The sequence below is a fragment of the Tenacibaculum sp. SSH1-16 genome (genome assembly GCF_040104435.1).
Lineage (GTDB): Bacteria > Bacteroidota > Bacteroidia > Flavobacteriales > Flavobacteriaceae > Polaribacter > Polaribacter mesophilus.
This window is the reverse complement of sequence record NZ_JBECOV010000011.1, coordinates 98,911-107,580: the sequence shown is the minus strand read 5'-3', so window position 1 is coordinate 107,580 and position 8,670 is coordinate 98,911. Positions and strand designations below refer to the sequence as shown.

The window sequence follows — 8,670 nt, the reverse complement described above, 5'->3', positions numbered from 1 at the left end:
CAGAGAGCGATTATAAGTACCTACAAAGATTAGCATATCAGTATAATGAATGGTTTTATTTTGATGGAGTAGACGTTATTTTTGGAAAGCCAGAATCACAAGGTCAAAAACCAATAGAGCTAGAATACAGTAAAGACTTAAAAGAGCTACAAATAAAAACGAAAACGTATAATCCTACTTTAGCAACTTATAGTTACGATTCATTAAATGATCAGTTTTTTGAAGGAGATTTAAAAGTAACTAACGAAGGATTAAACGATTTAGCAAATACAGCACTTAAAGCATCAGAACAAGTTTATAAAGAAGTAAAAGACTTTGGTGTAAGTGATGTGTTTTTACAAGACAAATCATCATTAGATGAGTATTTACAAAAACGATTACAAGGGTTAAGTGCAGGAGGTAATGTACTAAAAGCAAGTGGAGGAGCGAAAGGACTAAGTTTAGGGAGCGTAATTAAAGTAAGTGCAGCAAAGTATGACGAAGGAAAATATACTGTAAAACAGTATGGAGAATATATTATAACACAAATAAGCCACTTTGCAGATGTAGGAGGAGCATATTCTAATACTTTTGAGGCAATTCCAGCAAACACAAAAAGCTTACCATTAAACGAAAATATAGCACCAGCTGTAGCTAATAATCAAGTAGCGAAGGTAGTAAGTAATAAAGACCCAGAAAGTAAAGGACGTGTACAAGTTCAGTTTTACTGGCAAGAAGCTATTGGAGCAAAAACAGATTTTATTCGTGTAATGACCCCAGATGCAGGGAGCAGTGATCTTACTAAAACTAATAGAGGTTTTGTTTTCATACCAGAAGTAGGAGACCAAGTAATGGTAGGTTTTGAGCATAACGATCCTAACCGTCCCTTTGTAATGGGAAGTATGTTTACAGGTAAAAATGGAGCAGGAGGAGATGAAGAAAATGTAAGAAAGAGTATTATTACGCGAGGTGGACACACTATTGAGTTAGATGACACAAAAGATAAAGAGAAAATAACCATAAAAGACAAAGACGGAAGTATCATAACCTTTGATACTAAAGAAAAATCATTGTTTGTTCAGTCTGCTGAAACTATGGAGTTTTCTGCAAAAAATGTAAAAATAATTGCTGAAGAAAATATCGAACTACAAGCAAAAGGAGAAATAAAAACAGCATCAGAAAAAGACACTTCAATCTTATCTCAAGGAGCAATTAAAGCTCAGGCAGATAAAGACGCTAGTATTACAAGTAGTGCAAATGTAGCCATTGAAGCAAGTAGTAAAGCTACCATTAAAGGGCAAAACACAACTATTGAAGGTCAAGCGGCAGCCGAGTTAAAAGGACAACAAACAAAAGTACAAGGGCAAATGACTGTTGTACAAGGAGCAAGCGGTAAGTTTGATATAATGTAATCTTTTTAAAAACTAAAACATATGCCAGGACCAGTAGCAACAGTAGGTAGTATGCATGTATGTCCTATGTGTAGTGGAACCACTCCTCATGTTGGAGGACCAATAGCACAAGGAGAAACAAATGTATTAGCCAATGGTAAACCCGTAGCCACCATAGGTAGTATGTGTACCTGTGTAGGACCACCAGATACCATAGCACAAGGGTTTCCTAATATTTTAATTAATGGAAAACCTGTAGCATGTTTGGGAGACCTAACAGCTCATGGAGGAACAATAACAGCAGGAGAAGCTAATATTATAGTAGGTAGTGCTACTCCAGTTCCTTCAGTTAATATGCCAGTAAATAAAATACCATTTCCTAAAATTACTATTGTAGATAGATTGGCTCATAATAGTAAAATAAAAGAAGCAGAAGAAAATCAAGAAAAGCTAAAAGAAGAAGAGCAAGGAGAACCGCGAATTTATAACTTACAATGGCTAAAAGAGAAGAATATAATACGGAAGTCAAAAGTGTTAAAAGAAGTAACACTTCGAGCTTATGTGTATAATATACCAGAAGGAGAGAGTATTACGTTTAAAGTAAAGAAACCTGTTGAAACTACCGATGAAAATGGTAGTACAACCACAAATGAAGAAGAAGTGGTAGAATTAACAGGAACAGTACAAGATAAAAAAGTAGAAGTTACTTGGGAGGTTGAAGATGCTACGGAAGAAAAGGAAAGTACCAATAATGAAGGTAGTAATTCAAATTCTAATACAAAAGAAGCGTGTAATTCAACACCATCACCTAGTAATCTAATAGTACCAGCTTCTGAAGAAGAAAAAAAAGACCGTTTTGTTGAAGTAGAAAAAGGAGAGGTTAAAAAAGGTAGTTGGATTATAGAAGAAGGAAACACAATTATTGTTAATAGGAATGGAAATAGAGCATATGATTGGGAGTATGCAGATGCTCCCAGTGAAGCTAAAATGAAGAAAAATGGGATGTCAGATCATGATATTTTTAATGTGAAGTTAACAAAATCTTACCCAGAAGCATATTTAAAAGCAGAAATGAAAGTTACTCTTTGGTTGTTTTCTGATCTGGAAGATGGTTTTGGAGAAAATGGAATACAATTAGCTAATCACTTTTTTTCTGGAGGAGGAAAAGATTTTGAATTTAATCAAAATTCAAACCCTTCAAAAGAAATACGTGATTCAAAAAGGTTTAAGTCTTTTTTGTCATCTTTAAAAAAGGAACTTAAAGAGAAATATAATAAAGATGGTGTTATAGATAATGATTCTACAAAGAATACATCTTATAAAATAAAAACTTCACTTCCTTACTATGGAGTATCATCATCATTAAACCCAAATATGAATGAAGCAGCAACATTTATTGGAGGTATTCAAGGTTGTTTGGCAAAATATAGAGTGTTAAAAAATGAAAAGACCAATGAAGTAAAAGTTGAAATAGATAGGGTGATATTTCTTGATACTTTTGGAGCAGGATGGGAAGATGGAGGAGCTAATGGTATGGCTAAGCAATGGGTGCCAGGTTTGGTGGCAATGTTCTGTTTACAACATTTTAAAAATGTAAATAATCCTGAAAAGTATAGACCTTTTACAGTGTTTGTAGATATTAAACCTTCGGAATCATGAATTTAATTTTTCTTTCTCTAGTTATTATTGTTGTAATTTTCATTCTTTTTTTTATTAAAAAAAAGAAGTCAATAAAAATCGTACTGTCTCTTTTGTTACTTTCAACTGCTTTTTGGGTATATCTTTTAAGTGAGAGGGAAGTAAAAAATAAAAACTCAACTTTTGAAATAAAACATGTTACAATAAATGATTATTATGCAGATTATGTATTTAACTTTAAAGGCAACTCTGATCAAATAGAAAGCATATTTAATTATGTTTATGATGACATAAAAAATAGAAAACTAAAACAAAAAAAGAAAGTCCAAGAGAAGATTATATCGGGAAGTGCAATGGCGGATAAGTCAGCTAAAAATGTAGTTAATAAAGCTTCAGTAACTAAAGAAGAAATAGAATCAAGCTTTTTTGATTATGAGCTTTTAAGGCCTGTTGAAAATGCAAACCCCAATGATAGAGAGAACTTAATATTTAAGTTTATAATAGATAAGGAAAAAGGAGATATAGAAAGTATTATATCAAAATTTACGAATACGGAGATAAAAAAAGAGGAGTATAAAATTGAATCAGTAAATGATACTTTATCTAACATATATTTAGAAGATACATTATTAAATTATAATTCATTTTCTAAAAGCTTAGAGTTGGCAAAAAAGAACAAATCTCACTTTACTTCGAATATTTACAATTACGATGTTTTATGCAAAAACAAATTTATTTTCAGAATAAAATATTTTGAAAGAGGAAAACATCTTAAAGTACTTTTTAAAAACAAAAATTAAAAAATGGCTAACGATATTTTAGAAAAAAACCAACTAACAGAATATAATGAGGTAGTTGCTAGGTATTTTTTTGAATGTACAGGAGGTGGTGTTACGGAACCTGTAAAGAGTCCAGAAAAAGAAGCTTTAAAACCGGGTATTCGTTTACATTTTTTACGTTATGGTTTATTTGATAGGAATTCAGAAAACCAAACAGAAGAAGATGTAAATGCACCTAAATATAACGATCCGAGAATAACCAAAGGTGTTTTAGTACAAGAAGGTAAAGCAGTATGTAAAAATGTAGCTACTTGTAATTCTAATACCCAGAATACAAATGCAGCAGAAAACAGTACGCTTGAGTTAGAAGAAGTAGAGGTGTTGTCACTAAAAGAATTGCCTCAAATTAATAATTTTTATGTAGCCCGAACTGCTCTAAATAAAGGATATATTTATCTAATTAACGATGAAGATCAAGACGATTACCACGAACTATATGTTGATGAAAGTGGACAGCTACAGCATATTATATGGGCATACAACAAAGATGAAAAAGGAAACTATAAAGATATTCGAAAACCATCTGGAGATAAGAGTGAATATAAGTTAATAATAGAACCAGAAAAAAAATATTGGGTAGCATACTCTCCTGTACAATGGAGTAGAGATTATCATAATGAGCTGAATACGGATGCTAATAAGCGTAAAGAACGTATGAAGTTGATAGACTGTAGTGGTATAAAAAAAGGAGAAGAAGAAAAACATGAAAATGTTATACCATTTACAAACGTAAGAGCAACGTTTCCTGGTAATCATCCAAGGGCAGGTGCACTTGAAAAAATGCTAGATTCAATATTATCAGATGAAAAGAAGCAAGATGAAAAAGGAGATAATGAGGTTTTTGAAGATATGTTTATCACATTACATGACCCAGCAGGTTGTGCAGCAGATATAAGTGAGGTTGTAAGTGATAAAACATTAAAGCTTCAAGCATTAACCCAAGCAATACAATCGGGTGAATCGGTAAAAGAGGCGTTAGGTAGATTAGAAAGAAAAGAAATACAAGCACCTGAGCCTAAAGATAAAGAGTATGGGCATTTATTTACATTGGCACTCACTTGTTATCAGATGGTGTATAACGATGATAAAGCTATCTTAAAATTTGATGGAGGTTCACCTGGTTGGTTTAATTTTGACGATAGGCATTCGTTAGATCCAAGGCCCATGTATTCTGAGTATTACAGTATGGCTGAAAAAGGAACAGTCTATAGAAAAAATAGTGGACATATAGGTTATGGTTTAGACCATGAAAAACTAAAAGGTATTTTAGGAGTTGAGGAACGTAAGCAAGCAAGAAAAATCTTATTAAATTATAGAGAAGATTTAGGTGTTTTATTAAGTTCTACATATGTAAGAACCTATTTAGACGATTTTTTAGGAAATCACCCAGAACGTATTGTAGAAGGGAGAGATTTTATGTTAAATATTATTGATCCTTTAAGTTACCATCCTTATAAGTTTGATAGACATTTATTACTAAAAAAGGATTATGTAGAGAATGATAAATGGGTGAATTGGTTGTATGATGTGATAGACGATAAATACCCTGAACGAGTAAAAAATAAAGAAACTAAAAGTAAAGCAAAAGGATTTGAAGGTTTAGACCCTCTATTAGCTTTATTAGCGGCGCCTTTAAATATTAACGAAGTACTTAGTAAAGGGGAGAGCTTTAGCCAAAAAATAGCTGGAGTTTATAAAAAGAATTTAAAATATCATGCAGGTAAAGCATCAAGTTTTAAGGAAGTAGATGGAATATTACTCAAGTCTATAGAAGAACGTCAAAAATTTATTGTTGAAAAGCTTAACAAAAATCTAAAAGTTTTTGGCGAAGAAATGTTTGAAATAATTGATGGTGACATTCACTTACGATTACAAGAGTTAGGTGTAGAGTTAGATCCTGAATATGTTAAAAAAGGAAAATACACAGGTAAACGTAGGGATGTATTACGTATTTTAAAAGAAAGCCATGGTAAAGATGGTTTTACCTACCGCACTCGTAAAAAAGGAAGAAGTACAACCTACGAAATAAAAGTAAAAGTAGTAGAAAATGTAAGTGACGATGCCCAAGCTGTTAAAAACTATAAACTTAGTAAGATAGTTAATGGTAAAGCCTTTAATGGGGTGTTTGCCTTATTGGAGCTTTATAATTTCGGTAATTCGGTAATCAAGGTAACAAGTGAAGGAAGTACCACGAAGGATAAAGTGTATGCCTTTGGATCTGCTATAAAATTAGCTGAAGCTAGTATGAGTTTAGCTAAAGTAACCATAATTAGTGAAGAAATGGCAGAAAAAACTTTAACACGTCTTTCTACAAGTTCTCTTACCGCTTTGGGAGGTGTTGTAACAGTAGGATGGTGTTTTTATGATAGTTATAAGGCCATGGATAAAGGAGATACAGATGCTGGTTTTGCTATGATTGGTGCTGGGGTTGCTTTTGGAATATCTTCTATGGCGTCTTTAGGAATTGTCTTTGCTTCTACAGGTCCTGTAGGATGGATAGCAGCTGCTATAGGGGTGGGGCTACTAATTATAGCATCATTACTTACCGATAGTGAGTTGGAAACCTTTTTTAAAAACTTCTTATTAAGTGATTCATATGGGGAAGGCTTTCCTAAGCGCTCAAAAGAATTACCTATGGACTACGCCCGTAGAATTTTAGAAAATAGAAAATTATTAACAGATGATGATTTTCACGATACTTTAATGAACCCTTTGGATGCCCAAGCTAAATTGTTCGACTGTATTGTATGCAAACAGATAGCTTTTAAACCCATAAATTCTAAAACAGAAACCTATACCAGTTATAGCCCATATGGAGGGGTAGCATCTTCCATAGAAACAGCTTCGTATTTTAGTGCTAAAATGGTGTTTAGCCGCTTTTTTAATCATCCTGATCAAGTAGAACCCCATGTGTTTTTTTATCCAAAAGGGGTAAAAAACGGAAAAGCAATGAAGATGAATATTGGGACGGTAAATAAAATTTACGATACAGAGAATGGTGAGGCTTTAGAGGTAAAGTTTTGGGTGCCGAAATCACATGAGGATAAAATAACCTCACAGTCTGAAGCAATATTTGCTCTAAGATTAAAAGTAGACGAGAGTGAAAAATTATATTTTCCATATTCGCTACAAAAAAAAGAACGTTACTTAGGAGCTAAAATAAGGTTACGTGCCTTAAGTGCAGGTTTATACATTACTGATTTAGATCAAAATAAAGATGTTACCATTGCTTCTTTACCAGAATTAAAAACTGATAAACCATGGTAAACGATTATACTCGTAAAATAACGCATCAAAATTATAAAAATCCAGAAAAGCTAAAAAAATATTATCATAGGGTAGTAAAGAAAATTTATACACGACCACGTGATTTGGGGCAAAAAGATATTAATATGAAGTATTCAGATTATATTTTTTTTGATGATAATTTTTTAGTGACTAAAACGAGTTATTTTATAATACCAATAATTTTTGGAGGAGCATCATTGATTCTATCTTTATTACTTATATTTCCTTTAAATGAACCGAGAGACGTTGCAGATTGGTCTGTTTTAGTTATTTCAGTTTTTTGTACTATGTTTTTTGTCATTTTTGGGCTTACGATGCCTAAAAAAGAACATATTTTAAACCGAAAAGACGGTTTAATTACTTTTACGGGCTTTTTTTGGCAAAAAGACATTACTATGGAATTTAATAAAGTAGAGTTTGCATACAGTACAGGAGGAGAAGATCTTGTAGGTGGTTTTCAGTTACAAATCATACGCCCCAATAAATGGCAAACATTTGCTATAGCAGGTTATATAGGTAGTGAATGCTATTCTAATATGTCTTTTATTACTTGGTATATGGATAAAAATCGTCCACTACCTCCTGGAGAAGCTTTTGATCCATATCGTCAGCAAGACTTTGAACGAAGAAAAGCGGAGGGGTTTCCTAAGCCTCTATATTCAAGCAAAATCTCAACACCTGAGGCTACAAAAGAACAGCAAGCAGAACGTAAACGTATTGGCGGATGGTAGATTTTACCCGTAAAATAACCCATCAGGATTATAAAAATCCAGAAAAGCTTAAAAAATATTATCATAGAGTAGAAAAGAAAATAGATATAAAACCAAGCAAGTTTGACAAAGGCTATGTTGAAAGGAAACGTTCTGATTATATTTTATATAATGATGAATTTTTAGCAACAAAAATCCCTTACTATATAGTACCTTTATTAGGAGGGGGATTATCTTTAATATTATTTTTAGGGACTTTAAAATATTCTTTGAGAGATGGGGTTACAAATGAAAATCTTTTTTTTATAATCTTTTCTTCTGCTATATTACTGTTTTTTGTTGTTTTTGGGTTAACGATGCCAAAAAAAGAACAAATATTAAATCGTAAAGATGGTTTAATTACTTTTCATGGTTTCCTTTGGCAACCTAATATAACGATGGAGTTTGAAAAAGCAGAATTTGCCTATAGTACAGGAGGAGAGGATTTAGTTGGAGGTTTTCAATTACAAATCATACGTCCCAATAAATGGCAAACATTTGCTATTACTGGTTATGTAGGAAGCGAGTGTTATGAAGATATGTCTTTTATTACTTGGTATATGGATAAAAACCGTCCGCTACCTCCTGGAGAAGCTTTTGATCCATATCGTCAGCAAGACTTTGAACGAAGAAAAGCGGAGGGATTTCCTAAGCCTTTGTACCCAAGTAAAATATCAACACCAGAGGCTACAAAAGAACAACAAGCAGAACGTAAACGTATTGGTGGATGGTAAAATATTATAGAGTCCTATCATGAAAGAGAAATTTCAATACAAATAAAGCTCT

6 protein-coding genes are annotated in these 8,670 nt (G+C 32.6%); all 6 read left to right on the top strand.

Translation table 11 applies throughout. The features are described from left to right. A partial coding sequence (locus ABMY20_RS13005) for a phage baseplate assembly protein V (RefSeq protein ID WP_349265511.1) occupies positions 1-1,391 on the top strand: 1,391 nt, incomplete at its 5' end. Positions 1,392-1,412: 21 nt separating this feature from the next. Further along, on the top strand, positions 1,413-3,029 hold the full coding sequence (locus tag ABMY20_RS13000) for a PAAR domain-containing protein (RefSeq protein WP_349265510.1): 1,617 nt from the start codon (positions 1,413-1,415) through the stop codon (positions 3,027-3,029). Continuing rightward, positions 3,026-3,808: a hypothetical protein gene (locus tag ABMY20_RS12995; protein WP_349265509.1), complete on the top strand. Its 783-nt coding sequence runs from the start codon at positions 3,026-3,028 to the stop codon at positions 3,806-3,808. The genes ABMY20_RS13000 and ABMY20_RS12995 overlap by 4 nt, the downstream gene beginning before the upstream one ends. A 3-nt stretch (positions 3,809-3,811) precedes the next feature. Beyond that, the gene (locus tag ABMY20_RS12990; RefSeq protein WP_349265508.1) at positions 3,812-7,114 is read left to right on the top strand and encodes a toxin VasX; all 3,303 of its coding nucleotides are present in this window, start codon (positions 3,812-3,814) and stop codon (positions 7,112-7,114) included. Further along, a complete protein-coding gene (locus tag ABMY20_RS12985; protein WP_349265507.1) occupies positions 7,108-7,866 on the top strand; it encodes a hypothetical protein in 759 nt (252 codons plus the stop codon). Before ABMY20_RS12990 ends, ABMY20_RS12985 begins: the two co-directional genes overlap by 7 nt. After that, a complete protein-coding gene (locus tag ABMY20_RS12980; protein WP_349265506.1) occupies positions 7,860-8,618 on the top strand; it encodes a hypothetical protein in 759 nt (252 codons plus the stop codon). The genes ABMY20_RS12985 and ABMY20_RS12980 overlap by 7 nt, the downstream gene beginning before the upstream one ends. The last annotated feature ends 52 nt before the right edge of the window (positions 8,619-8,670 follow it).

Excerpts from the sequence above, each read along its gene's own strand:
- ABMY20_RS13000 (WP_349265510.1), top strand. The coding sequence starts at position 1,413 with ATGCCAGGACCAGTAGCAACAGTAGGTAGTATGCATGTATGTCCTATG.
- ABMY20_RS12980 (WP_349265506.1), top strand. The coding sequence starts at position 7,860 with ATGGTAGATTTTACCCGTAAAATAACCCATCAGGATTATAAAAATCCA.
- ABMY20_RS12995 (WP_349265509.1), top strand. The coding sequence starts at position 3,026 with ATGAATTTAATTTTTCTTTCTCTAGTTATTATTGTTGTAATTTTCATT.
- ABMY20_RS12985 (WP_349265507.1), top strand. The coding sequence starts at position 7,108 with ATGGTAAACGATTATACTCGTAAAATAACGCATCAAAATTATAAAAAT.
- ABMY20_RS12990 (WP_349265508.1), top strand. The coding sequence starts at position 3,812 with ATGGCTAACGATATTTTAGAAAAAAACCAACTAACAGAATATAATGAG.